At 71.4% G+C, this 22,868-nt stretch carries 17 protein-coding genes; 7 read left to right on the forward strand and 10 right to left on the reverse strand.

Translation table 11 applies throughout. From position 1 onward, the window contains the following. The first annotated feature begins 185 nt into the window (after window positions 1-185). The 4 genes from IT347_13890 to IT347_13905 are packed head-to-tail and all read left to right on the forward strand — an operon-like array spanning window position 186 to window position 3,856. Window positions 186-1,409, forward strand: a complete 1,224-nt coding sequence (locus tag IT347_13890; protein ID MCC6350672.1) for an aminopeptidase P family protein — start codon at window positions 186-188, stop codon at window positions 1,407-1,409. Further along, window positions 1,406-2,530: a GTPase HflX gene (gene hflX, locus IT347_13895; GenBank protein MCC6350673.1), complete on the forward strand. Its 1,125-nt coding sequence runs from the start codon at window positions 1,406-1,408 to the stop codon at window positions 2,528-2,530. The genes IT347_13890 and hflX overlap by 4 nt, the downstream gene beginning before the upstream one ends. Before the next feature lie 31 nt (window positions 2,531-2,561). Continuing rightward, window positions 2,562-3,005 (forward strand): SRPBCC domain-containing protein, encoded by a 444-nt coding sequence (locus tag IT347_13900; protein ID MCC6350674.1) that lies wholly within the window; start codon window positions 2,562-2,564, stop codon window positions 3,003-3,005. Next, entirely contained in the window at window positions 3,002-3,856 is an 855-nt protein-coding gene (locus tag IT347_13905) for an ABC transporter substrate-binding protein (GenBank protein ID MCC6350675.1), read from the forward strand. The genes IT347_13900 and IT347_13905 overlap by 4 nt, the downstream gene beginning before the upstream one ends. Window positions 3,857-3,934: 78 nt before the next feature. Here IT347_13905 and IT347_13910 read toward each other — a convergent pair whose 3' ends face one another. Continuing rightward, window positions 3,935-6,562: an ERAP1-like C-terminal domain-containing protein gene (locus IT347_13910; protein ID MCC6350676.1), complete on the reverse strand. Its 2,628-nt coding sequence runs from the start codon at window positions 6,560-6,562 to the stop codon at window positions 3,935-3,937. A 234-nt stretch (window positions 6,563-6,796) separates the two neighbouring features. Between IT347_13910 and IT347_13915 the strand changes: the two genes are divergently transcribed. Beyond that, entirely contained in the window at window positions 6,797-8,521 is a 1,725-nt protein-coding gene (locus IT347_13915; GenBank protein ID MCC6350677.1) for a hypothetical protein, read from the forward strand. A gap of 15 nt (window positions 8,522-8,536) precedes the next feature. Here IT347_13915 and IT347_13920 read toward each other — a convergent pair whose 3' ends face one another. The 7 genes from IT347_13920 to IT347_13950 all read right to left on the reverse strand — a co-directional run bounded on the left by IT347_13920 (window position 8,537) and on the right by IT347_13950 (window position 16,855). Next, the gene (locus tag IT347_13920) at window positions 8,537-10,177 is read right to left on the reverse strand and encodes a PQQ-dependent sugar dehydrogenase (protein MCC6350678.1); all 1,641 of its coding nucleotides are present in this window, start codon (window positions 10,175-10,177) and stop codon (window positions 8,537-8,539) included. Window positions 10,178-10,364: 187 nt separating this feature from the next. Then, window positions 10,365-11,504: a CofH family radical SAM protein gene (locus IT347_13925; protein MCC6350679.1), complete on the reverse strand. Its 1,140-nt coding sequence runs from the start codon at window positions 11,502-11,504 to the stop codon at window positions 10,365-10,367. A 284-nt stretch (window positions 11,505-11,788) separates the two neighbouring features. Continuing rightward, the gene (locus tag IT347_13930; GenBank protein ID MCC6350680.1) at window positions 11,789-12,592 is read right to left on the reverse strand and encodes a TIGR00266 family protein; all 804 of its coding nucleotides are present in this window, start codon (window positions 12,590-12,592) and stop codon (window positions 11,789-11,791) included. 101 nt (window positions 12,593-12,693) lie between these two features. Next, the gene (locus IT347_13935) at window positions 12,694-13,485 is read right to left on the reverse strand and encodes a menaquinone biosynthesis protein (protein MCC6350681.1); all 792 of its coding nucleotides are present in this window, start codon (window positions 13,483-13,485) and stop codon (window positions 12,694-12,696) included. 110 nt (window positions 13,486-13,595) lie between these two features. Then, the gene (locus IT347_13940; GenBank protein ID MCC6350682.1) at window positions 13,596-15,263 is read right to left on the reverse strand and encodes an ATP-dependent DNA helicase RecQ; all 1,668 of its coding nucleotides are present in this window, start codon (window positions 15,261-15,263) and stop codon (window positions 13,596-13,598) included. A gap of 33 nt (window positions 15,264-15,296) precedes the next feature. Further along, on the reverse strand, window positions 15,297-15,716 hold the full coding sequence (locus IT347_13945; protein ID MCC6350683.1) for a sulfurtransferase: 420 nt from the start codon (window positions 15,714-15,716) through the stop codon (window positions 15,297-15,299). Continuing rightward, complete coding sequence (locus IT347_13950; GenBank protein ID MCC6350684.1) at window positions 15,713-16,855, reverse strand: CofH family radical SAM protein; 1,143 nt, start codon at window positions 16,853-16,855, stop codon at window positions 15,713-15,715. The genes IT347_13945 and IT347_13950 overlap by 4 nt, the downstream gene beginning before the upstream one ends. 155 nt (window positions 16,856-17,010) lie before the next feature. Between IT347_13950 and IT347_13955 the strand changes: the two genes are divergently transcribed. Then, on the forward strand, window positions 17,011-18,939 hold the full coding sequence (locus IT347_13955; GenBank protein MCC6350685.1) for an ABC transporter ATP-binding protein: 1,929 nt from the start codon (window positions 17,011-17,013) through the stop codon (window positions 18,937-18,939). Window positions 18,940-18,952: 13 nt separating this feature from the next. Here the strand turns inward: IT347_13955 and IT347_13960 are convergent, their stop codons facing one another. Further along, the gene (locus tag IT347_13960) at window positions 18,953-21,616 is read right to left on the reverse strand and encodes a carbohydrate binding family 9 domain-containing protein (protein ID MCC6350686.1); all 2,664 of its coding nucleotides are present in this window, start codon (window positions 21,614-21,616) and stop codon (window positions 18,953-18,955) included. Window positions 21,617-21,797: 181 nt separating this feature from the next. Between IT347_13960 and IT347_13965 the strand changes: the two genes are divergently transcribed. Next, window positions 21,798-22,106 carry a transposase gene (locus IT347_13965; GenBank protein MCC6350687.1) on the forward strand — a complete coding sequence of 103 codons (309 nt, stop codon included), beginning with the start codon at window positions 21,798-21,800 and terminating at the stop codon, window positions 22,104-22,106. Window positions 22,107-22,155: 49 nt separating this feature from the next. On the opposite strand, the gene IT347_13970 is transcribed toward IT347_13965, so the two are convergent. Beyond that, the gene (locus IT347_13970) at window positions 22,156-22,857 is read right to left on the reverse strand and encodes a transcriptional regulator (GenBank protein ID MCC6350688.1); all 702 of its coding nucleotides are present in this window, start codon (window positions 22,855-22,857) and stop codon (window positions 22,156-22,158) included. Window positions 22,858-22,868 lie beyond the last annotated feature (11 nt).

Consider the following 22,868-nt stretch of genomic DNA (forward strand, 5'->3'; position numbering starts at 1 on the left):
CGGGGGCGAAAGCGCGACTCCCCGCGGGCGCGAGAGGCGAGCCTTGCATCCGGACCGGCCCGGGCGTTCCTTGCCTTTCCCGCCCCCCGGCTCGTGGCCTACCATGTCCGGCCCGTCCCGTGCGCCGCGCCCCCCGGTCCGACCTGCTCCGGTCCCGCGACGCGCCCTGATTCGGAGGACTCCTCTTGCGCACCGATCTCGACCGCCTCATGCGCGAGCGCGGCCTCGCCGGCCTCGTCGTGCTGGCGCACGATCACCACAGCCCGGCGATGTACTGGTGCTCGGGTCAGAAGATCCATCACGGCCTCTACCTGCGCGCGGCCGATGGCCGCTCGCACCTGGTCGTGGACCCGATGGAGCGCGACCAGGCCGCGCTGTCGGGCGGCGACTGGTCCACTTATTCGCAGCACGGCTTCCTCGCCATGCTGAAGAGCGCCGACTCGCAGGCCGAGGCGTCCGCGAACATGATCGCCAAGCTCGCGGGTGAGATGCGGATCGAGGGCAGCGTCGCGTTCACCGGCGAGGCGCCGCTCGGCTTCGCGTGGTCCATGCTCTCGCACCTGCGCGGGCTCGCCCCGGCCATCGTCGTGGACGGCCGCCAGCCGGACGTGCTCGCCGAGGCGATGGCGACCAAGGACGACGGCGAACTCGAAACGATCCGCAGGTGTTCGCGCGGCGTGGTGGATGCCATGCAGCGGGTCGCGAAGTACCTGGGTTCGCTCAGGCCGAAGAACGGTCATCTGACCGACGGCGTCAACGACGTGGCCCGACTCGGACACGTGCGCGCGCTCATCCACCGGACGTTCGCCGAGCACCGGTTGGCCGAGGACGGCGAAAGCATCGTGGCGATGGGCCGCGACGCGGGCGTGCCGCACAATCGCGGCAACGACGGCGAGGCGATCCGGCGCGGGGAGACGATCATCGTGGACATCTTCCCGGGCGAGGCCGGCGGCGGCTACCACACCGACATGACCCGCACGTTCGTCGTCGGCAGGGCCCCCGACGCGGTGAAGAAGATGTACGCCGACTGCCGCGAGAACTTCGACAAGGTCATGGCCGCGATGAAGGCCGGCGAGCCGTGCCGCTCCTACCAGGAAATGACCTGCGACATCTTCGAGCGGCAGGGCCACGCCACCCTCCGCAAGGACGCGAGCACGACGGAAGGCTACGTGCACGGCCTCGGGCACGGCGTCGGGCTCGCGGTGCACGAAGGACCGCGCCTCGGCGGGCCGCCGAGCAACACGACGACGCTCCAGCCCGGCCACGTGGTGTCGGTCGAGCCGGGGCTTTACTACCCTTCGCGCGGCATGGGCTGCCGGATCGAGGACCTGGTCGCGGTGCGCGCAGACGGCACGCTCGAGAACCTGACGCCCTGCTCGTACGAGCTCGAGGTGGGGCCCCTCGATTGAAGGCGACTCCCTACGAGGTCCCGCGCCCGCCGCGCTGGGAGAAGGCGGTGCTGGTCGGGCACGCCGGACGCGACCGCGAGCACCTCGAGCGCTCGATGGAGGAGCTGGCGCTGCTCGCCGACACGGCGGGCGCGCGCGTGCTCGGCTCGCTCGTGCAGCGGCGCGGCGACCTGCATCCGGCCACGTTCATCGGCAAGGGCAAGCTCGAGGAGCTCAAGCAGCTCGTCGGCACGACCGGCGCCGAGATGGCGATCTTCGACGACGATCTGTCGCCGGCGCAGGTCCGCAATCTCGAGAAGGCGTCGCAGTGCAAGGTCATTGATCGCTCCGAGCTGATCCTCGACATCTTCGCGCGCCGCGCGCGCACGCGGGAATCGCGCCTGCAGGTCGAACTCGCTCAATTGGAGTACACGCTGCCGCGCCTCATGGGCATGTGGAAGCACCTCGAGCGGCAGGCCGGCGGAATCGGCACGCGCGGACCCGGCGAGACGCAGCTCGAGACCGACCGCCGGCTGGTGCGCGACCGCATCGCGAAGCTCAAGGAAGCGCTGCGCGCGGTCGAGAAGGAGCGCGAGACGCAGCGCCACCGCCGCCGCCGCGAGTTCCGCGTCGCGCTCGTCGGCTACACGAACGCCGGCAAGAGCACGCTGTTCAACGCCCTCACGCGCAGCGACGTGTTCGTCGAGAACCGGCTGTTCGCCACGCTCGACTCGACCACCCGCCAGATGGTGAGCCCCGAGCGGCAGGTGGTTCTGGTGACCGACACGGTCGGCTTCATCCGCAAGCTGCCGCATCATCTCGTCGCGTCGTTCCACAGCACGCTCGTCGAGGCGATCGAGGCCGACGTGCTGCTGCACGTGACCGACGCCGCCGACCCGGACTTCCGCCGCCACCTGACGGCGGTGGACGTGGTGCTCGACAAGATCCTCGACGAGCCACGCCCGCCGCGGATCATGGTGTTCAACAAGTGCGACCGGTTCGCTCCCGACGACGCGGCGGTGCTGCGGGTCGAGTTCCCCGACTGCCACGTCGTCTCGGCGGCGACCGGCGAAGGGCTCGGGGAGCTGCGGGCCGAACTCTTCCGCCGCGCCGGCGAGCGGCGGGCGGCGAGGGCCGGATGAACCGGTCCGCGGCCGCGCGCGCGGGGGTCCGATGAGCGCCAACATCGTGCTGGAGTTCGAAGCCGAGCTGGCCGCGCCGCCCGAACGCGTGTTCGCCGCCCTCACCGAAGGCCGTCACCTCGAGCGCTGGTTCTGCGACGCGTGCGAGAGCGAGCCGCACGAGGAAGGCCGCCTCACCATGCGCTGGCGGCGCGCGTACTCCTCGCCCTGGCCGTACGAGGCGACGTGGATCGCGATCGAGCCGCCGCACCGGGCCGCGTGCCGCGGGGGCCATCAGGGCTATCCCAACCGCGACGCCGGCACGATCACCTTCACGCTCGCCGCGGCCGCCGGCGTCACGAAACTGCGCGTGACCCACGAGATGGGCCACCCCGCGCTGTACGCGAACTTCGCGAAAGGCTACAGCGACGCCTGGCCGCGCGCGCTGCGCCGCCTCGGCGAGTACCTGTCCCCGAAGCCCCTGGAGAAGACATGACCGCACCCGCCCCGTCCGCCACGCGCACGATCCGCTTCGGCCACAGCCCCGACGCCGACGACGCGTACATGTTCTACGGCTTCCACACCGGCGAAGCCGTGATCGAGGGTTGCGCCGTCGAGCACGTGCTGCAGGACATCCAGTCGCTCAACGTGCGCGCGATCGAGCAGGCCGATCTGGAGATCACCGCCTGCTCGGCGCACGCCTACGCGCACCTCGCGGACCGCTACGCCGTCATGGCCTGCGGCGCGAGCTTCGGCTGGGGCTACGGACCGGTGCTGGTCGCGAAGACGAAACGCACGCCGGAATCGCTGCGCGGCCGCCGCGTCGCGATCCCGGGTCCGCTCACGACCGCGGCGCTGCTGCTGCGCACCGAGGTCCCCGGGGTCGAGACCGTCGAGGTCCTGTTCGACCGCATCCCCGAGGCCGTGCTGAGCGGCGAGGTCGAGGCCGGCGTGATCATCCACGAATCGCAGCTCACCTACGAGGCCGAGGGACTCGCCAAGGTCCTCGACTTCGGCGAGCTGTGGAAGGAACGTGACGGCCTGCCCGTGCCGCTCGGACTCGACGTCGTGCGCCGCGATCTCGGCCCGGCGCTGATGAAGGCGTGCAGCGACGGCTTCCGCCGCAGCATCGAGGTGGCGTTCGCGCACGAGGACGAGGCGATCCGCTACGCGCTCCAGTTCGGCCGCGGACTCGACGTGCCGCAGGGCAGGAAGTTCGTGCACATGTACGTCAACGACCTGACGCTCGACATGGGCGAACGCGGGCGCGCCGGGCTCGCGCTGCTCTACGAGCGCGCCGTGAAGGCGGGCGCGATCGCGAAGGCCCCGCAGTTCGCGGTGGTGTAGCCGGGCCGGTTCAAGACGAAGCCGCCGGACCCGGGTCCGGCGGCTTCGCGACTCGCGCACCCGACTTGGGTCGGCGCGCTACTTCGCTCCCAGGCTGCGCAGGTATCCGCCGACCGCCGCGCCTTCGCGATCGCGCAGCGAGATGCAGCCGTGGACCATGTCGGCGACGCGCTCGAGCGTCTTTTCGACTCCGGGGACCGCGTGCGCCGGCTCCCGGAAGAAGGCCTGAGTGGCCGCCAGCCGCTCCTGCGAACAGCCGCTGCCCATCATCGGCAGGAACCGCAGCGCCGGCGGGGGCAGACGCGAGGCGAGGCGGTCGTAGTTCGCCGTCATCCACTGGAACAGCCGCGCCCCCGCGGCCTCGTCCTTTCCACCGAAGCCGCGCATGATCATCATGCCTTCGGTCACCGGCACGGCGTCGCTGAGGATGTAGTCGAGCGCCCTGGCTTCGAGCGCCGGGTCCTCGAAGGCTCCGAGCGTGGCGAGGTACCTCCGCCTCAGCAGCGGCACGGTGGAGCTCTCATAGCGGTGCTGCAGCTCGGTGAACATCGCCGCGTCGCCCCGGCCGGCGGCCAGATCGAGCACCGCGTCCACGATGCCCGGATCCACGCTGCTCGAGTCGGCGAGATAGCGCTTCGCGGCGTCGAGGGCGAAGGCCTCGACCTTCCCGTCCTCGCCGGCGCGCGCGAGCATCGTGAGCAATTGCCCGCGCATCGTGCTGATCGCCTCGTCCTCCCCGGGCCGGCGCTCGGTGCCGAAGCGCGCGAGGGCGGGCTGCAGCACCTGTCGCACGTACGGCGCGAACGACGCTTTCAGCGAGTCGGGAATGAACGCGCGACGCACGCCGGCGAGCGAGGAAACGACGTTCGAGACGACCTCCGGCTCCGGATCGCCGCCGAACCGCGCCAGCGCGGCCAGATACGAGTCGCCGTGCACCTCGCCGGCTTCGAGCAGCAGGTCCAGATTGCCGAGGAACGAGACCCGTTCGGGCGCCGAAAGGTCGCGCGGCGCGTGGCTCGCGAGCTTTTCGATCATCGCGCCCGGCGCGCTCCAGGCGAAGTAGCCGTGCCCGCCGCCGTTCGGCATCACCCACTCGGGCTTCGCCGGCAGCTTCACGAGCTGCGACGTTTCGGCGAGCAGCACGCGGGTCGTGCGGATCTGCCGCCCGTCCGACCAGCGCAGGACCATCGGGATGCGCCAGGTGAGATCCGGCTGTTCGACGCCCCACGGAGTACAGCGGCTCTGCGTCAGGCGCACGCCTCCTTCGGCGGGCGTCACGCGCACGAGCGGAACGCCCGGCTGATCGGTGAAGGTCGCCATCGCCGCCGAGACGTTCTGGCCGCTCGCGCGGTCGAGCGCCGCCCACAGGTCGGCGGCCGTCGCGTTGCCCCAGGCGTGCTCCTTCAGGTACGCGCGCACGCCCTTCTGGAAGACCTCGGGACCCAGGTAGCCCTCGAACGTCGAGAGCACCGCGTTGCCCTTGTTGTAGACGAGCCCGACGTTCTGCAGGCCCGCGGCCGAGGAGGACGCCTTCGCGCGGATCGCGGTGGTCGAGGGCAGGGCGTCGCCGCTCATCGTCCGCTGGATGCCGGCCAGGTCGTCGAGGCCGTACTTGAACTCGGGGTACACCTCGTCGGTGATCTTGGCGGACATCCAGTCGGCGAACGACTCGTTCAGCCACAGGTCGTCCCACCACTGCATCGTGACGAGGTCGCCGAACCACATGTGCGCCAGCTCGTGGCAGTGGGTGCTGACGCTGCTGCGGCGCTGGTTGACGGTGGCGCTCGCCGGGTCGAGCAGCAGGACCGCGTCGCGGTAGGTGATGAGGCCGGGATTCTCCATCGCGCCGTAGGCGAACTCGGGCACCGCGACCAGGTCGAGCTTGGCGAACGGGTACGGCGTGCCGAACCAGCGTTCGAGCCCGGCGAGCAGCTTCGGCGTCGTCTCGACCGTGTAGCCGGTGAGACCCTTCTGCCCCTGCACGGTCACGACCCGCGCCGGGAAACGCAGCCCGGGGATCGGCGTGAACTCGAGCGGCCCGGTCGCGAGCGCGAGCAGGTAGCTGGGCAGCGGCGGCGTCTTCACGAAGCGAACCGTCTTCCAGCCGTCCTTCTCGGACTGCGACTCGACCGGGGTGTTGGTGATGGCCTCGTGCGCCGCCGGCACCTCGAGCGTGAACTGGTACGGGAACTTGAATCCCGGCTCGTCCCAGCAGGGGAACGCCTCGCGGGCGTCGTCGGCTTCGAACTGCGTGAACAGGTAGCCGTGTCCGCCCGTGTACACGCGGTACAGGCCGACGGCGCGCGTGCCGTAGGCGCGCGTGAAGTCGATCTCGAGCGACGCCGCGCCGGTCGCGAGCGGCCGGTCGGCGGTCAGGGTCACGAGACCGTGGTCTCCGCGCCCGACCGAAACGTGGATCGTATCGGCGCCCTGCCGCAGCGAGACGCGCTGGAAGTCCTGATCCTCGGCGTGCAGCCGGATGATGTTCGTCGCCTTCGCGACCCTGAGGTCCGTGTGGATCGCGCCGGAGTAGTTGCGCTGGTCCGCGTCGAGCTTCAGGCGGATGGACTGGAACGTCGGCACGACGTCGGTGCCGAGCCGCACGTCGGCCTGCTCCTCGGCACCGGCCGCAGCGGCGGGGACGAGCGCGGCGAACGCGAGCAGCACGAGTGCGGCGAACCTGGCGCGCGGGGCGGCGCGGAACATGGGGCCTCCGGGGAAGTCGTGGGCCACGCGGACAACGGGGGCAATTCGCGAGCGCCGGACTGTGCGCCCGGCCCGCGCCGCGGCGCAACCGCGACGGCTGCGAGCGCGGCAAATCCGGCGACGAAGAACGCGGCGCGGCGAAGGGCGCGCGCGGAAGCGGCGGCGCCCGGCCGCGCCGGACCGCCCCCGCGGCCGGTTTGAGGGGCGGGCGGCGGCCGCGTAACCTGCGCGCCCATGACGCGGACACGGATGTCCCCGGCCGAGCTGCTGCTGCTGACGCTGCTGCTCGTGGCGGGCACCGCGCTGTGGTTGCTGCACGCCCGCGCGTGGGATCTGGGCGGCCGATCGCCCGTCCTGAACTACGACACGGCGCAGTACGCGCTGGCCGCGCGCGAGCTCGCCTGGCACGGACGCCTCGCCACGCCCTACGCGCTGCCCATCGAGCTGGTGACGCAGGCGCATCCGCCCTGGCCGCTCGCCGTGCTTCAGCCCGGGCTGGTGCTGGTCGAAGCCCTCGTCTTCAAGCTGGTGCCCGCGCGCGGCGCCGTCGCCGGCTCCGATCCGCGCGCCTGGCTCACGCTCCTGCTGCCGTTCTGCAGCTTCCTGTTCCTTGGCGCGGCGCTGGCGCTGGCGTCGCGTTACCTGTTCGCCCGCTGGTGGCCCGACGCTCCGGCCGAGGTGCGGATCGGCGCCGCCTTCGTGCTCGGCCTTTCGTTCCTGCTCGACCCGGAGGCCCAGCATTTCGCGATCGGCGGCTTCACCGAGCTGCCGTTCACGGTCGGGCTGCTGTTCGCGCTGCTCGGGCTGGCGCTCGAGGTGCCCGGACGGCGGCCGTTCGCGTTCGGCCTCGTCCTCGGCGTGGCCGGGCTCTTCCGCGCGAACATGCTGTGGCTCGCGCCGCTGATCGCGCTCGCCGGCGCCTGGTCGGCGCCGGGGCGGCGCCGCGCGCGCACGCTGGTCCTGGTGCTCGCCGGCTTCGCCGCGCCGCTCGCGCCCTGGTGGTTCTACAAGTGGCGCACGTTCGGCTCGCCGGCCTGGGACCTGACCCGGTTCGTCGTCTGGGACGGCGTCGGCGGCCGAAGCTGGTTCTCGCTCTACCACCTGCCCGAGCTGCCGGAGCTTCCCTCGGGCGGCGAAGCGCGTGCGCTGATCGCGGCCAAGGTGATGAAGAACCTGCCCGACCTGGTCAACGCCATGCTGCTCGGCCCGCGCGGGCTGTGGCTCGGTGGGCTGGTCGGCTGGCTGGCGATCGTGCGTCCGCCCCGGCCGCTCGCCGCCGCCGGACTGGCGGCGCTGGCCGCGGGCGCGCTCGGCGTGCTGAGCGCCGCGGCGAGCATCCCGTGGCTGCGCTACCTGTTCCCGACCCGCATCCTGCTCGAGCCCGCCGGCGTGCTCGCGCTCGGCGCGCTGATCGTGCACCTTGCGCGCGGCTCGCTCGCGCCCCGCGCGCGCAACCTGGTGTTCGCCGCGATCGCGGCGCTCGCCATCGGCTGGGGCACCTGGTCTTCGCTGCGCGGCAACGCCGAAGCGCGCTCCGTCTCGCAGGAGCGAGGCGTGCCGTCCACGCCGTCCATCACCCGGCTGTCCATCCTGCTCAACTCGCGGCTCGCCACCGGCGAGCCGGTGATGAGCAACCTCGGCCCGGCGCTCGCGTGGGGCTCGCTGCACCCGGTGCTGCACCTCGCGCTCACGCCGGCCGACGTCGCGGCCTGCCGGCGGCGGCTCGAGTTCCGGCACGTCCTGCTGGTCTTTCGCACGGGACGGCGCGCGTGGCCCGGCTGGGACGAGCTGCTCGAGCAACCCGGTTTCGCCGCGACCGTGCCGGGCCTGGGCGTCGTGCGCGAGGACCGCTACCGCACGCGGGACGGCTTCACGGTCGTGTGGCTCGAGCTGGGGCCGCTCGCGCCGCAGGTGGCGGGACGCGGCGGACCGCCGCCCCCGGCGCTCGCCGCCCGCTGAGATGCGGCGCGGACGTCAGCGCAGCGCGATCACGCGCCGCGTCAGCGTTTCGCCGGCCGCGGTGACGCGCGCGAAGTAGAGCCCGGGCGGGACGCGCGCACCCCGCGAGTCGAGTCCATCCCACGACAGGCGCAGGCTTCCGGCCTCGCAGGTCGTCTCGGGTGCGTGCCGGATGCGCCGGCCCGAAGCGTCGAGCACGTCGAAGGCGACGCGCGAGACGCCGGGCAGCGTGAGCGTGAACGCCGTCCCGCCGTGCATCGGATTCGGCGAAGGCGGCGAAAGCGCGAGGCGTGGCGCGGCCGGCTCGATGCCGGCGACCGGCGCCCAGCGGATGCGGCGCACGTGGTCGTCAATGATGCACGCGACGTAGAGCCAGCCCGTCGCCGGCTCGATCGCGAAGTCCACCGGGCCGTTCATGCCGCTGGCGAGTAGCTCGCTGCCGACGAACTGGTCGCTCGCGTCGAACCGGGCCATCTCGATCCAGCCGCGGTAGAAGTCGCCGTAAACGAACCGGTCGCGCCACGCGGCCGGGAACTGCGTGTGCGTGTAGAAGGGGCCGCTCGCGATCGCGTTGCCCTTGAGCGGCACCGGCGCGCTCGAGTCGGCCCAGATGTGACTGAACGCCAGCACCGGATCGAGGGTCGGCCCGGCGGTCTCGCAGCCGCCGAACGACGGCGCGCAGGCGGGATACTCCGGCGTCTCCCGCGGGCCCTCGCGGCATGGCCAGCCGAGGTTCGCGCCGCCGCCCGTGACGACGCTCACTTCCTCCCAGCGCTGCCAGCCGACGTCGCCGACGTAGAGCGTGCCCGGGTTGCCGGCGGCGGGATCGGCCGAGCCCGTGCCGGGGCGCAGGCGGAAGCGGAATGGATTGCGCATGCCGTAGGTCCAGACTTTCGATCTCACCGAGTTCGGGTCGCCGTCCCAGAACGGATTGCTCGGCAGGCCGTGGCCGGTCGCGGGATCGAGGCGCAGGATCTTGCCGCCCGGACACTCGAGCATCTGCGCGCGGAACGCGCCGCGGTCCCACGCCGTCGGCGCGAAGCCGGGCGCGAACAGACCCGCCGACAGTCCGCCCGGGTCGCACAGGTCGTAGCGCGCGCCCTCGCCCGCCGACACCAGCAGCGTGCCGTCCTCCCCGAACTGCAGCGCGCCGATGCTGTGGGTGCCCGAGTAGTTGGGAACGCCGTCCGCCCAGCCGGTGCCGAGCAGGACCGTGCGCGTGGATTCGTCGATCCGGTTCGGGTCGGTCGCGCTCACCTGATAGCGCACGAGCCGTCCGAAGTGGACGCTGTCGTTGTCCACGCCGTTGCTGTCCGGGTCCACGGCGTAGAGCAGGTAGATGAGCCGGTTCGTGGCGAAGGCGGGGTCGAGGGCCATGCCGAGCAGGCCGCAGTCGCCGTTGATCTCGACTTCGTTCTCGTGCGCCCACATCGGCGTCGGCAGCTGCACGCCGTTCTCGATCACCCACACGCGCCCCGGCACGTCGGCGACGAGCAGGCGGCCGTCGGGCGTGAAGGCGAGCGCCACGGGCGCCTCGATGTGCGAGCCGGGGATCGCGTCCTCGACGACGAAGCCGGGCGCGACCGCGGGAGCCGCGAACGCGCGCGGCGCGGCGAGCGCGAGGAGCAGTGCGAACGCGAAGAAGTGTCGGTTCACGAGGGCCGTCCGGGTGACGGGCGGCGGCGGCGCGCCTCGCGGAGATGCGTGTGCGCCCGCCTTGAAGGGGAATGAAATTCTAGCGGCGCCCGCGGGCCGCCAACAAGGTCCGAGTGCCCGCGGGACGCGGGCGATTGCGCCCACGTGCGCGCCACTTTCGGGTCAATCCACCCGTCCGGCGCGGCGGTCAGCTCGGGTTGACAAGCGTCTCCGGCTCCTCGCCTTCGATCACCTCGGGGTACTCGGCCGGCAGCTCGCGCAGGTTTTCGACGAACAGCGGCACGTCCGCCGACAGGTTCGCCAGCGCCTCGGGTCCTTCGCCGGTGCGCAGGACGCGGTACTCGGTGTCGCGCTGCGCGGGCGTGAAGCCGGACTCGCGGATGAGCGTCTCGATCTCGGCGATGGTCGTCTTCGCCACGTGGCCGGTCGCGAGATGGACGTTTTCCTCGAACAGCGTTCCGCCGAAGTCGTCGGCCCCGAAGTGCAGCGCGATCTGCCCGGTCTTCTTGCCCTCGCTGAACCAGGTCGCCTGCACGTGGTCGAAGTTGTCCAGGTAGATCCGCGAGGCGGCCAGCACCCGGAAGTACATGGACGCCCCGGCGAGGTGCGGAACCTTCGCCTCCATCGGCGTGTTGCCGCGCTTGTAGGACCAGGGCACGAACGCGGTGAAGCCGTGCGTCTCGTCCTGCAGCGCGCGGACATGGTCGAAATGCTCGACGATCTCGGCCGGCGTCTCGATGTGGCCGTACATCATCGTCGCCGTCGAACGCATGCCGGCGCGGTGCGCCTCGCGGTGCACGTCGAGCCACGCCTCGGGACCGCCCTTCCTGATCGAGATGCGCCTGCGCACGCGGGCGGCGAGGATCTCGGCGCCGCCGCCGGGCAGCGTCCGCTGGCCCGCCTCGTACAGCGCGTCGAGGACGCCGCGGATCGGGAGCCCGGAGACCTCGACCATCTGGTGAATCTCGGGCGCCGAGAAGAAGTGCGGCGTGATGTCCGGGTAGCGCCGGCGCGCCTCGCGCACGATGGTCGTGTAGAAGGACCACGGGATCTCGGGGTTGAGGCCGCCCTGCAGCAGCACCGTGGTGGCGCCCAGCCGCTTCGCGTCCTCCATCATCTTCATCACGCCCTCGACGTCGTGCGTGTAGCCGTCGGCGGCTGGCCTGCCCGGCTTGCGGTAGAACGCGCAGAAGTGGCAGTCCACCGTGCACCAGTTCGTGTAGTTCGGATTGGTGTCAATGACGTAGGTGACGACCTTCGGGTCGGTCTTGCCCGCGCGCACCTCGTTCGCCAGCGCGCCCAGCTCGAGCAGCGGCGCCTCGGTCATCAGGTACACGCCCTCGGCCGTCGTCAGCCGCTCATTCCGCGAAACCTTCTGCTCGATCTCGGACCACACGGTGCATGCTCCTCGGACTGCCCGCGGCCGGAGCGGTCGCGAGCCCAGTTTCGTGAACGGACGGCGAGAATACAGGCCGCCGGCGCGGGGCGTCGAGCGGACCCGTGCGGCGGGCGGCGAAGTCGGCCGTGCCGCAGGCCAGGCGCACGGGTGCGGAACGGAAGCGGGGCCCGGCGCTCGCCGGACCCCGCTCGTGATCCGCCTTCAAGACGCGCCTACTGCCCGTCGCCGTCCAGCAGGTTGCCGAGTCCGCCGAGGATCGAACCCTGCTCGCGCCCGCCGCCGCCCGTCTGCGGTGCCGCGGCGTAGATGCGGCTCGCCAGGCGCGAGAACGGCAGCGACTGCAGCCACACCTTGCCCGGTCCGCGCAGCGTCGCGAGGAACAGTCCCTCGCCGCCGAACAGCATCGTCTTGATGCCGCCCGCGAGCTGGATGTCGTAGTCCACGCTCGGCTGCATCGCGACGATGCAGCCCGTGTCCACGCGCAGCGTCTGGCCCGGCGCCAGCGTGATCTCCTCGAGCGTTCCGCCGGCGTGGACGAAGCACCAGCCGTCGCCCTGCAGGCGCTGCAGGATGAAGCCTTCGCCGCCGAACAGGCCCGCGCCGAAGCGCCGCGTGAAGGCGATGCCGATCGAGACACCCTTGGCGGCGCACAGGAACGAGTCCTTCTGCGCGACCAGGTCGCCGCCGAGCTCCTTGAGGTGCAGCGGGACGATCTTGCCCGGGTAGGGCGCGGCGAACGCCGCCTTGCGCTTCTGCTGGCCCTGGTTCTGGAAAACGGTCATGAACAGCGACGCGCCGGTCAGCAACCGCTTGCCGGCGCCGAGCAGCGCGCCCATGAAGCCGCCGCCGCCCTGCTGCGAGCCGTCCCCGAAGATCGTCTGCATCTGGATGCCGTCCTCGAGGTACATCATCGCGCCGGCCTCGCCGACCACGGCCTCACCCGGATCCAGCTCGATCTTCACGAACTGCATTTCGCTGCCGAGAATCTCGTAGTCCACTTCGTGCATGGTCGGCATGTTCGCGTTCCCCCTGGGTTGGCGACCGTCCGCCGCACTCGGCGCGGTCCGGCGCGGCCTCGATTACGTCCATTCGCCGGCGGGTGTTGCGGCGCGGCGGCTCAGTCCAGATGCATCAGGCCGTGCTCGACGAGCAGCGACTCGAAACGTTCGAGCGCGCGCAGCTCCTCGGGCCCGAAGCGGTAGTTGAACCGGCGCAGGTAGCCCTCGACCTCGTCGGCGCTCCAGCCGGGGCCGGTCTCGCGCCGCGCGACGTCGGGCAGCGACGCCAGCCCGGCGGCGAGCGAGGCTTCGACGAACGAGCGCAGGTCGGCCTTGGTCGCGGGATCGAGCGCGGCGCGCACCGCCCAGACGGCGTACACGAACGGCAGCCCGGTCCACTCGAGCCAGTCCTCGCCCAGGTCGAGCACGTGCACGTAGCCCTCGGGCGGCCGCCTGCGGGTGCGCATCGCCTGATCGCCGATCAGGAGCAGGCCGTCGGCCTGTGACGGCTCGAGCCCGCGCAGCAGGCGCAGGTTCGTAAAGCCCCTGCGCACGCCGAGCAGCAGCCGCAGCAGCCGGATCGAGGTGGACGTCTCGGGCGTCACCGAGATGAGCGCGCCATCGAGCGCCGCGACGGGGCGGCGCGAGAACAGGAACACCGAGCCGACCGCGCCGCGCGCCGAAACGCCCAGCGGCGCCAGCAGCTCGAACCGCGGCCGCAGCCTCAGGTAGTCGCCCGCGGCCATGATGCCGAGGTCCACGCCGCCGCTCTCGGCCTCGCGGCCGAGTTCGCGCGGGACCAGGTTGCGGACCGCGAACGGCGCATCGCCCCACAGCGCGTAGAAGGGCGCGGCGTTCGCGTACGGGATCCGGGCGGCGACGGTGGTGGTGACGGGGCGCGAGGCGGTCATGGCGGCGGGTACGTTACACGCGTGTCGGGGGAGCGTCGAGCGGGGGCGGCGGCACGCGGCGCACGCCGGCGGGACGGACATCCGCCGCCCGGAACCTTCGCCTGCCCGGGCTAGCTTTCGCGTTTCAGCTCGTCGAGGAACGCCTGGCCGTAGCGGTCCCGCTTGGCGGGGCCGATGCCGGGGACCTCGAGGAGCTGCTCGAGCGTGGCCGGGCGGCGCGCCGCCATGGCGCGCAGGACGGCGTCGTTGAAGACGATGTAGGCGGGCACGCCCTCGGCGTCTGCGAGCCGCTTGCGCAGCGCGCGCAGGCGCTGGAAGAGCGTTTCCTCCTCGAGCCCGGCGTGGCCGAGCGCGGCGAGCCGGTCCGAGAGCGACTCGCGCGCCGCCGACTTCGCGCCGCGCGCGGGCGCGGGCGCGACCAGGTCGGCGACCGTGATGCCGCGGCAGACGTCGCACGAGCCGCCGCAGGGCGGCAGCGTTTCGTCGAAGTAGGCGCAGGCGGCCGAATGGCGGCAGCCGCCGCGGTCGAGCAGGCGGAACAGCTCGACCGTCCTGGCGCGGGTCTCGGTGCGCAGGCCCGCGTCGGCGAGGCCGTCGAGGAAACGGTCGTAGGCGATCACGTCCGCCCACGAGTAGAAGACGACGACGTCGCTCGGCAGCCCGTCGCGGCCGGCGCGGCCGATCTCCTGGTACCAGGCCTCGATGCTCTTCGGCATGTCGCGGTGGACGACGAGCCGCACGTCGCTCTTGTCAATGCCCATTCCGAACGCGACCGTGGCGACGATCACCCCGGCCTCGTCGCGCGCGAACGCCTCCTGGTGGCGGTGGCGCACCTCGTCGTCCAGCCCGGCGTGGTACGGCAGCGCGCCGACGCCGTGGCCGCGCAGGAACTCGCTCGTCTGCTCGACCGCGCGCCGGCTAATGCAGTAGACGATCGCGCTCTCGCCCGCGTGGCGGCGCAGCAGGCCGAGCAGGTCGCGGCGAAAGTCGCGCTTGCGGCCGTCGGCCTGCTCGCCCTTGCGGACGGCGGTGATGTGCAGGTTGGGCCGGAAGAACGAGCCCTTGAAGCCGTCGGGCTTGCGCATCCCGAGCTGCTGCAGGATGTCGCCGACGACCCGCCGCGTCGCCGTCGCGGTCAGCGCCAGGACGGGAATGTCGCCCAGCTCCTCCTTCAGGCCGCGCAGCTTGCGGTACGCGGGACGAAAATCGTGACCCCACTGGCTGATGCAGTGCGCCTCGTCCACGACCACGAGGCTCACGGGGCAGCCGGCGATGAGTCCGCGCAGCGAACCCTCCAGCGCCTCGGGCGCCAGGTAGAGCAGCTCCACCTCGCCGCGCCGCAGGGCCGCGAGCCGTTCGCGGCGCTCCTCGAACGTGATCGTCGAGTTGACCATGGTCGCGCGGAAGCCGAGCCGAACGAGCGCGTCCACCTGATCCTTCATCAGCGAAATGAGCGGCGAGAGCACCAGAACCGTGCCGGGCAGGATCCGCGCCGGTACCTGGAAGGTGAGCGACTTGCCCGCGCCGGTCGGCATCACGCCGATGCAGTCGCGGCCGGCGAGCACCGCGTCGATGATCCGGCGCTGCCCGGGGCGGAACTCGCGGAAGCCGAAGACGGACTCCAGCACGTGCTGCGGGTCGGTGAACTTCGCCGCGTGAAAGAGCGGGGCGCTGGACTCGAGCAAGTTCACTCCTTGGACGGGCGCGAGTGCGGGGTGCGGTGGGCGCCGGCGCGGCGCGCAGGCGCGTACTCTAAAGGAGTCCCGGCGGGACGGCATCCGCGGCCCGGCGGCGTCGCCCGCCGCGGCGCCTCAGCGCGCGTCGCCCTCGGGCACGACCGTGGGCAGGCCGCGCGAGATCCAGTCGCGCCAGCCGCCGTCGAGCGAGTAGACGTCGGTGTAGCCCATGCGCTGCAGGTTGTCGCAGGCCAGCACGCTGCGGTAGCCGCCGCCGCAGTAGCAGACGATCGGCGTGTCCTTGTCGGGAACCGCCGCTTCGATCTCGCGCTCGAGGACGCCCTTGCTCAGGTGATGCGCGCCGGGCAGGTGGCCGAGCCGCCACTCGTGGTCCTCGCGGTTGTCGAGCAGCACGAACTGGTCCCCGCGGTGCAGCCGCTCGAGGAACGCGTCGAGCGAGAACGTCCGCACGCGCGTGCGCGACTCGGCGACGAGCGCGAGGAAGCCGGCCCCGTGCCGGTGCCGCGCTTCGGCCTGCGGTTCCGTGGCGCTCACGCGAGCGCCCCCGCGGCCTGCGGGGCGGCGGACGCGGCTTCGCCGCGGCGCGGGTATTCGCGCACGACCCGGTAGAGCGCGTCGCGCTGCACCGGCTGCTTTCCCGCCTCCTGGATCATGCGCACCATGCCGTCCTCGGCCATGCCGACCGGGCTGCGGGCGAGCGCGGCGTGCGCGATCTTCTCCTGCCCGATCGTGCCGTCGAGATCCGACGCCCCGAAGTTGAGCGCCGCCGCGGCCGTGTCCTGGCCGAGCATGATCCAGTAGCCCTTGACGTGCGGCACGTTGTCGAACACGAGGCGCGAGATCGCGATGGTCTTGAGGTCCTCGATCGCCGAAGCCTGCCGGCGCACGAGGCCGGTCGTGCCCGGCTGGAACGCGAGCGGGATGAAGGCGAGGAAGCCGGGGGCGCGCCGCTCGAGCTCGCGCAGGTCAATCAGGTGCTGGACGCGCTCGGCCCGCGTCTCGATGTGCCCGTACAGCAGCGTCGCGTTGCTCGGGATGCCGAGCCCGTGCGCGATCTCGTGGATCTCGATCCAGCGCCGCGCGCCGATCTTCTGGTGGAAGAGTTCGCGGCGCACGCGCTCGCTGAACACTTCGGCGCCGCCGCCGGGCAGCGCGTCGAGGCCCGCGGACTTGAGCTCGCCGAGCACCCAGTCGGCGGGCTTCTTGGTGAGCCGGCAGAAGAAGTCGATCTCGACCGCCGTGTAGGCCTTCACGCTCAGGTCGGGCTTCTTCTCCTTCACCCAGCGGACGATCTGCACGTAGTCGTCGAAGCGCCACTTGTTGTGCAGGCCGCCGACGACGTGGATCTCGCGGATCTCGGGGTCCACGTGCGCGAGGATCTGCTCGCGGGTCATCGTGTACGCGCCGGGGGCGCCGGGCTTTTTCGCGTAGTCGCAGAACTTGCAGGCGAGCACGCAGACGTTGGTGGGGTTGAGCTGGCGGTTGACCGAGAAGTAGACGCGGTCGCCGTGGCGGTCGAGCGCGAGGGCGTTCGCGAGCCGGCCCAGCTCCACGACCGGGGCGTCGAACAGCCGGACGCCCTCTTCCTGATCCAGGGACTCGCCGGCCAGCAGCCGCTGCCGGGCGGCTTCGACGAGGGCGTTTCGCGGGCGCAGTTCGGAGACGAAGCTCAAGGGTGGTCCTTCCGGGGCGGCACGTGGGTCGAGAGGCCCGGCAGTATAGCGGGCGGCGCGCCGGGCAGAAAAACCGCTTCGCGGCCGCGGCTGGACGCATCGGGAGAGCGACCCTATCGTGCCCGGCTTCACCCTCACCCGGAGAAACCCCCTTGATGCGCGACTCACCGGTCGCATTCCGGCAGGCGGAACGCGCCCCGCGCGCGGGCCGCGCCTCGGAGTCCGCGAAGAAGCCCGTTTCGCTGCGCGCCGTGTGGCCGGAGGTTTCGGCGCTGGTCCGGCCGCGGCGCGGCAAGCTTTCGCTCGGTCTCGCGCTCGTGCTGGTGCGCAGCGTGACCGGCCTCGTCCTGCCCCTCTCGCCGATGTTCCTGATTGACCGCATCATCACGCCGAAGCGCCCCGACCTGCTGCCGCTGCTGGTGTTCGGCCTGCTCGGCGCGACCGCGCTGCAGGCGGTGACCTCGTACGTGCTGACGCAGCTGCTCTCCAAGGAGGGCCAGCGCGCGATCGCCGAGCTGCGCGCCAAGGTGCAGGCGCACGTCGGCCGGCTGTCGGTCTCGTTCTACGACGCCAACAAGACCGGCACGCTGGTCTCGCGGATCATGAGCGACGTCGAGGGCGTGCGGAACCTGGTCGGCACCGGGTTCGTCGAGTTCATCGGCGGGCTGGTCACCGCCGCCGTCTCGCTGGTCCTGCTGCTGCGCATCAACGCGACGATGACCGGCGTGACGGCCGCGGTGCTGGTCGGCTTCACGCTGATCCTGGGGCGCGCGTTCGGCGTGATGCGGCCCGTGTTCCGCGAGCGCGGGAAGATCCAGGCCGAGGTGACCGGCCGGCTCACCGAATCGCTCGGCGCGGTCCGCACCGTGAAGGGCTATCACGCCGAGGAACGCGAGCGCGGAGTGTTCGCGGCCGGGGTCCAGCGGCTGCTCGACAACGTCCTGCGCACGCTGACGGCGCAGTCCGTCATGCAGCTCTCGATGGCGCTGCTCATGGGCATCGTCGGCGCCGCCATCTCGTGGTACGGCGCGCGCCACATTCTGTCGGGCGGCATGACGCTCGGCCAGTACATGTCGTACAACATGCTGCTCGGCTTCCTCATCGCCCCCATCTTCCAGATCGTCAACATCGGCACGCAGCTCACCGAGGCTCTGGCCGGCCTCGAGCGGACGCGCGAGGTGCTCGCCGAGTCGCCCGAGGACCAGGATCCGCGGCGTTCGGTGGCGATGCCGGCGATTCGCGGCGACGTCGCGTTCGAGCACGTGGACTTCGCCTACGAAACGGGCAAGCCGGTCCTGCGCGACGTCTCGTTCGCCTCGCCCGCCGGCACGGTGACCGCGCTGGTCGGCTCCTCGGGTTCGGGCAAGAGCACGATCATCGGCCTGCTGTCGGCGTTCCACACGCCGCAGGCCGGCCGCATCACCGTGGACGGCGTGGACCTTTCGACCGTCCGGCTCTCGACCTTCCGCACGCAGCTCGGCGTCGTGCTGCAGGACACCTTCCTGTTCGCCGGCACGATTCGCGAGAACGTCGCCTTCTCGCGCCCCGGCGCGGGCGAGGAACAGGTTCGCGAGTCCTGCCGCATCGCGCGCGTGGACGAGTTCGCCGACCGCTTCCCCGAAGGGCTCGACACGGTGGTCGGCGAGCGCGGCGTCAAGCTCTCGGGCGGGCAGCGCCAGCGCGTGAGCATCGCGCGCGCGATCCTCGCCGATCCGCGCATCCTGATCCTCGACGAGGCCACCTCGAGCCTCGATTCCGAGAGCGAGGCGCTCATCCAGGAAGGCCTGTCGTACCTGATGAAGGGGCGCACGACGTTCGTGATCGCGCACCGGCTCTCGACCATCCGGCGCGCCGACCAGATCCTCGTGGTCGAGGACGGCCGGATCGTCGAGCGCGGCACCCACGCCGAACTGCACGCGGCGCAGGGCCGCTACCGCGAGCTCTACGACCGCCAGCACGGGCTGGAGCAGAACCTGTTCCTCGCGCCCGGCGAGGGCGACGACGCGCCCGACGGCGAGGACGGTCGCGCGCGGGGCGCGGCCGAACCCGGCGTGTTCGACCTGATCCAGGGGCGCACGCGATAGCGCGGACGGTTGATCAGAGCTCGAAGTGGTGCGAGAGCTTCACCATGAAGACGTTGTTCGCGGGGGTTCGCCCGAGGTCGCTCAGGCTGGGGCTCAGCCGGAACTCGCCGTCGCCCGTGAAGCCGGTGCGATCCTGCGTCCACACCAGGTAGGCGGTCGAGCCGGGCAGATACTCCCAACGGACGACCATGTTTCCGCGCACGGTGCGGAACGTGAAGTCGGGCCGGCCGAGGTTCACCGCCGGAGCCGGACCCGGTCCGTCCGGATCGGCGGTCCCGCCGGCGGGATCCATCGTCGAGCCGCCGTCGCGCCCGTAACGGAGGAACTCGTACGACCCCGGGCGCGCCAGCTCGCGATACTCCGAGTAGCGGCCCGACGAGATCAGCGGCTGCGCGTAGAGCTGGATGCTGAGCCCCGGCGAGAGCGACCAGTCCATGCGCACCTCGGCCCCGGCCGTCTTCTGATCGAGCCTGGCGAACACGTAGCGGCCGCCGTAGGTGGCGGTGGCGAGCGGGTCCGCCACCTGCGTCACGTACTGGGCGTCCTGCACGTTGGATTCGTAGGTGGGTCCGACGCTGAGCGACAGGCTCGCGCGGGGCTTCCAGGTCACGCCCGCGTCGTAGGTGAGCGTGAGGGAGTTCTCGACGTCGAAGTTCGGGCTGAAATCGGCCCAGAAGAAGAGCTTCGAGCGGCTGTTCGAGTCGAAGTGGAACCTCGTCCAGCCTCCCTGCGGGTTCAGCATCGCGGGACCGCCGCGCGTCGCCCGGTCACTCAGCGTCCGGCCGACGTAGCCGCCGTTGACGTTCCACGAGAGCCCGTTGTTCTGCTCGAGGTCCGACTCGAGGAAGAGCTGGCTCAGGGTGTGCTGCCCGCCGTAGTTCCAGCCCTGGACCAGCGCCCCCAGCACGAACCAGTGCTGCTTCCACGAGCTCTTCTTGTTCCAGTTGTATCCGCCGCCGACGTGCATGTTCACGACGTCGGAGCGCGAGCCGAACCCGAGATCGTTGTTCTCGAATCCCGGCGAGATGACTCCGACCGCCGAGTTGCTGAACCACGGGCCCCGCTCGCGGTTCAGCCACAGTCGCGCCACGTAGCCCGACAGGGAGGTCGCGTTCGGGTTCACGCCCAGGTCGTCCCGGTCGGGCCGCTGGTAGTAGCGGCGCGAGCTGCGCTGCAGCGACGTGACGCGCGCCGACGTACCGTCCACACGGCTGCCCGCGACGTAGCCGGAGACGACCCAGTCCTTCTTCGCGTCCAGCGCCGTCCAGCCGTCCACGGCGGTGACGAAGCCGTTGCGGTCGAACTGGTCTTCGAGCCCGGTGCCATCGAACGCGCGGGCGGTCTCGAGCGTCATGACGCCGAGTCCCTGCCGCTCCCGGTGGAACGACTTGAGGCCCCGCAGGACCCCGTAGTAGCTGAGCGGCTCGACCGACGCGCTGCCGCGCGTGCCGTCGCCGCGCTCGAAGGTGGCCATGGTCTTCTGGGTCACGGCGTGCAGGGTGCCGAAGTCGAATCCAGGCCGCGGCTGTCCGGTGACTTTGGCCGCGCCGAGGATGCGCGTCGCGACCGGAACGTCGGCGAACGCGGCGTCGTCGGGCAGCGCGCCTCCGGGCGCGCGCCCGATGCGGCGCGAGTAGAAGAACGTCGGCTCCGGCCAGTTGAAGTTCCAGTAGTCGCTCGCGCCGTTGTTGCCGCAGCGGAACGCGGAGCTTCCTTCGGTGAAGAACGGCCGCTTCTCGTCGAAGTAGGACTCGACGTCGGACAGGTTCACGACCGCCGGATCGATCTCGACCTGCCCGAAGTCCGGGTTCACGGACGCGTTGAGCGTCAGGTTCGAGCCCAGGCTCGTGCGCAGGTCGAGGCCGGCGGCGGGGCTGAAGTCGGAGCCGTCGTGGAACGGGTCGTTCGGCGCGTGCACGAGGTGTTCGGACTTGGCGGTCGTGTAGGGCAGCAGCTCGATCTTGCGCGCCGGACGAATGCCGTCGAGGCCGACGAGTTCGGGAAAGCGCGACACGAACCCGCTCTCGCCGCGCGGGGTGTAAACCAGCTTGTCCGACTCGAGCCGTCGCGAGATGTCTCGGTTGAAGTTGACGCCCCAGGGTTTGCCCGCTCCGCTCACGAACCGCATCTGCGAAAGCGGTATCCGCAACTCGGCCGTCCAGCCCTGCGCGTCGCGCCTGGCGCGGCCGCTCCAGACACCGTCCCAAGAGTCGTCGTCCCAGCCGTCGTTCATGAGCACGCCGTCGAGCAGCGTGCCGGCCGCCGTGATACCGAAGTAGTAGCCCGTGCGCCGGTCGCGGAACGTGTCCAGGAAGACCATGAACGCATCCGAGCCGCTGCCGGAATCCCTGCGCGCCAGGCGGGCGACGATCGAATCCGCCTGCGAGTCCCACAGCCGGGCGCCCACGTAGATCGCGTCGTCGTCGTAGGCGACGCGCACCTCGGTGCGCTGCGAAGGCGGATCGCCCTGATGCGGCGACTGCTGGGTGAAGGCCTCATAGGCGCCTTCGCCCTTCCAGACCGCCTCGTCGAGGACACCATCCACGACGAGGGGCGAAGTCGCGCGAACCGCCCGCACGGGCGGAAGCTCAGGGCGCGCCGGCGGCGGCGCCTGCGGCGCGGCCAGCGCGAGCGAGGCCGCGAGGCAGGCGGGAATACAGAGGAGGGCAAGGCGCATGCGGTGCTCCGGGGTGGGCGGGATCGGATGCCGTGGTCTTGGACGGTCCTGCACCGCCCCGAGGTTGAAACCCCTCCCGGCCGGGCGTCGTGTCGGACAGCCCGGCTACGCCGGGATCGGGAGGCGGGTTGCGCTTGCGCGGGGAACATGCCCGCCACGATGCCCGGCGCGACAGCGCCGCGTGACGAGCGCGGCCCGGTGCCGGATGGAGCCGCCCGAGGAGCGGACGGACGCGGAGTGCGATGACCGGCTGGTGTTGAACGGGATCCTCTGGATCCTGCGCACGGGGGCACACTGGCGCGATGTGCCCGAGTGGTACCCGTCCCCTGCGACCTGCCTCCGACGGCATCAAGGGTGGTCGCGCACTGGCGTCTTCAACCGCATCCTCACGGCGTCGGCGGAAGACCTGTGTCGCCGGACAGCGGTCCTCAACTACCTCGGGTTCGTGCCGCTCGGCTGCATCGTCATCCTGCTACGCCGGTGTTCGTGAGACCACTTCTGGAAACGGCCCGCGCCACCACCCCCCGGGGGACGACCCTTCAGTCGTTTCGCGCGGCGGGCTGATTCTTACGCGGGCGGGAAGTGCGCCAGGCGGCCCGCGGCATCATCAGCTCCTCTCGCACGGCGTACGAGCACGAGTGGGCTCCGGAGGGGATGTACGAGACGCGATCGAGCTCCTTTCCCAGGATCTCCCGGATGAATCGGAGCTCGGCCCGGCACGGGGCCTGCGTGGCGTCCACGATGGTACGCATCGGGCAATGGCAGAGGCGGAGCAGAGGGCGGCCCGAGTCATCCGTGGCCACTTCGGCCATGAACCCGTCCTCGGAGAGAATGCGGGCCACTTCCTCGATGCGCCGCGCACCGCTCAGGCCCTGCAGGCGCTCCCGGACCTCCGCGCGACGGCGCGCGAGGCGCTCGTCGAAGAACTTCCGGAGCAGGATCTCGTGGCCCTCGGTCTCGAGGAATGCCGCCAGGTCTCGCAGGAGCTGGCCTTCACCGCTCGGAAACAGCGTTCCCGCCGACTCCGTCAGACCGTAGAGGACTTCCGGGCGGCCGGGTCCACGCCGGTGGTGCCCCACACGCGCCACCAGTCCGGCGCCCTCGAGTGACCGCAGATGGCTCCGGATGGTTTCGACACTGAGGCCGAGCGCCTTCCCCATCGCCGGGATCGTGCCGGACGGGCGACGCTTGAGGAACTCCAGGATTCGGCCCTGGCTTTCACCCACTCGCATGGAGGTCATCGCCTCGCTCC

The organism is Candidatus Eisenbacteria bacterium (assembly GCA_020847735.1).
Taxonomy (GTDB): Bacteria; Eisenbacteria; RBG-16-71-46; order RBG-16-71-46; family RBG-16-71-46; genus CAIXRL01.

Excerpts from the sequence above, each read along its gene's own strand:
- IT347_13900 (MCC6350674.1), top strand. The coding sequence starts at position 2,562 with ATGAGCGCCAACATCGTGCTGGAGTTCGAAGCCGAGCTGGCCGCGCCG.
- IT347_13905 (MCC6350675.1), top strand. The coding sequence starts at position 3,002 with ATGACCGCACCCGCCCCGTCCGCCACGCGCACGATCCGCTTCGGCCAC.
- IT347_13910 (MCC6350676.1), bottom strand. The coding sequence starts at position 6,562 with ATGTTCCGCGCCGCCCCGCGCGCCAGGTTCGCCGCACTCGTGCTGCTC.
- IT347_13915 (MCC6350677.1), top strand. The coding sequence starts at position 6,797 with ATGACGCGGACACGGATGTCCCCGGCCGAGCTGCTGCTGCTGACGCTG.
- IT347_13925 (MCC6350679.1), bottom strand. The coding sequence starts at position 11,504 with ATGACCGAGGCGCCGCTGCTCGAGCTGGGCGCGCTGGCGAACGAGGTG.
- IT347_13930 (MCC6350680.1), bottom strand. The coding sequence starts at position 12,592 with ATGCCGACCATGCACGAAGTGGACTACGAGATTCTCGGCAGCGAAATG.
- IT347_13935 (MCC6350681.1), bottom strand. The coding sequence starts at position 13,485 with ATGACCGCCTCGCGCCCCGTCACCACCACCGTCGCCGCCCGGATCCCG.
- IT347_13940 (MCC6350682.1), bottom strand. The coding sequence starts at position 15,263 with ATGCCGTCCCGCCGGGACTCCTTTAGAGTACGCGCCTGCGCGCCGCGC.
- IT347_13955 (MCC6350685.1), top strand. The coding sequence starts at position 17,011 with ATGCGCGACTCACCGGTCGCATTCCGGCAGGCGGAACGCGCCCCGCGC.
- IT347_13960 (MCC6350686.1), bottom strand. The coding sequence starts at position 21,616 with ATGCGCCTTGCCCTCCTCTGTATTCCCGCCTGCCTCGCGGCCTCGCTC.
- IT347_13970 (MCC6350688.1), bottom strand. The coding sequence starts at position 22,857 with ATGACCTCCATGCGAGTGGGTGAAAGCCAGGGCCGAATCCTGGAGTTC.